General features: G+C 64.7%; 1 protein-coding gene. It reads left to right on the top strand.

All coding sequences use genetic code 11. From position 1 onward, the window contains the following. The coding region (locus ABEA26_RS35810) for a bifunctional glycosyltransferase/CDP-glycerol:glycerophosphate glycerophosphotransferase (RefSeq protein ID WP_345598230.1) at positions 1-1,883 on the top strand (1,883 nt) is incomplete at its 5' end. Positions 1,884-2,020: the final 137 nt, after the last annotated feature.

Below are 2,020 nucleotides of genomic sequence, written 5' to 3'. Positions count from 1 at the left end.
GCGAAATGCTCTCCGCCGCGGTCACAGACGTCTTCACCGCTCTGGAACGCCCCCAATATCTGAGCATGTTCGCCGTCGTGTGGAACCGTGCCTATCGCCGCGAGTTCTACGTCGACGAACACAATTTCACTTTCACTGACGGCATCTACGAAGACGCTCTCATGGTCTACAAGACCATGCTGACCGCGGAGCGCATTGCCGCCACTGAGCATGTCTGCGTCGAGTACCGCCAGCGGCGCCAGGGCAACTCCATGCGCACCCCGGGGCGCAAGCACTTCGGCATATTTCAGCAGTACGCGCGGCTCTTCGAGTTCCTCGACGAGCGTCCCCTCCTTGAGCCGGTGCGGCCACTGCTCTTCGAGCGCATGGCCAGCCACTTCCTGTTCACTCTCGCCCGCGAGGACCGCATCGTCCCCAAGGACCGGGCGGAGTTCTTCAAGCTGTCGGCAGCGCAGTACAGACGTCTCAAGCCGCGTGGTTTCGTCCTTCCCGAGGGCACGCAGGGAACACGTTTCCAGATACTGGACCGTGGCTCGTACACTGCGTACTCCGCGATGACGTTCGCTTCCAGCACCCGCCGCCAAGTGGTGCAGCGGGCCACGAAGGCGAAAACCAAGCTCGGGAAGACCGCCTACAACCGGCTTTACCGGCTTCATCTACGCCGGCCGGTCGACGAGAACCTCGCGGTGTACGCCGCCTACTGGAACCGTGGCGTCGCCTGCAATCCCGCGGCCATTTACTACAAGGCGAAGGAACTCGCCCCCAATGTCCACGGCGTCTGGGTCGTCAGGCGCACCGAGGTGGACTCCGTTCCAGAGGGCGTGGACTACGTTGTGGCGAACTCTCCTCGCTACTGGGAGGTTATGGCCCGCGCCAAGTACCTCATCAACAACGTCAACTTCCCGAACGACATCGTCAAGCGCCCGGAGCAGGTGCATCTGCAGACCCATCACGGCACCCCTCTGAAGCAGATGGGTATTGACCAGCAGAAGTTCCCCGCAGCCGCGAAGGGCATGAGCTTCGGCAAACTGCTGGAGCGGGCCGACAAGTGGGATCTGAGCCTGACGTCCAACCAGCACTCCACGGAGATCTGGGAACGGGTCTACCCCTGCGCGTTCGAGGCGGTCGAGTGCGGCTACCCGCGCAACGACGTCTATTTTCGCGCCACCTCCGAGGACGTGGCGCGGATCCGCGGCGAGCTCGGTATCGAGGAAGGCAAGACCGCCATCCTCTATTGCCCGACGGTACGCGATTACCAGAAGGGCTACGTGCCCCGGATCGACCTGGAGCGGTTCTGCCGCGAACTGGGTCCGAACTACGTCGTCCTGGTACGCACCCACTACTTCTACGGTGCGGACCCGAGTCTCGAGGCGCTGCAGGAGCGGGGCCTGATCAAGGATGTGTCGCGGTACCCGGTCGTGGAGGACCTCTGCCTGGCCGCCGACGCGCTGATCACCGACTACTCGTCGATCATGTTCGACTACGCCTGCCTCGACCGGCCGATCGTCACCTACGCGGACGACTGGGAGGTCTACAGCCGGGCCCGCGGCGTGTACTTCGACATCCTGTCGGGACAGCCGGGCGATACCCCCGGGGCGACCGCGACCAGCGAGGACGAGCTCATCGAGGTCTTCCGTTCCGGCGCCTGGAACAGTGCCCGGGCGACCGCGCTGCGGGCCGCGTTCCGTGAGCGGTTCGTGCAGTACGACGACGGACACGCGGCGGAGCGCGTGGTACACCGCCTGTTCTTCGGTGAGAAGCCCAGCCCCGCGGTGCTGCCTCTGGAACAGCGGACTCCCTCCCCCGCGCCGTCCGCTTCCACCACTGCTCGCATCGTGCGGCAGCGAACGGACGAGAACGAGAACGGCCTCATCGGCGCCTGACCCGGCCGGCCCCCGTGCTGAGCACAGACCACTCGACTCGACGACAAAGGACATCAGGCGACACATGGTCTCGCGACTCCGTAAGGCTGTCATCCCCGCGGCCGGGCTTGGTACCCGGTTCCTGCCGGCCACCAAAG

Source organism: Streptomyces marokkonensis (assembly GCF_039539045.1).
GTDB classification, from domain to species: domain Bacteria; phylum Actinomycetota; class Actinomycetes; order Streptomycetales; family Streptomycetaceae; genus Streptomyces; species Streptomyces marokkonensis.
This window is presented reverse-complemented; position numbering and strand designations above follow the sequence as displayed.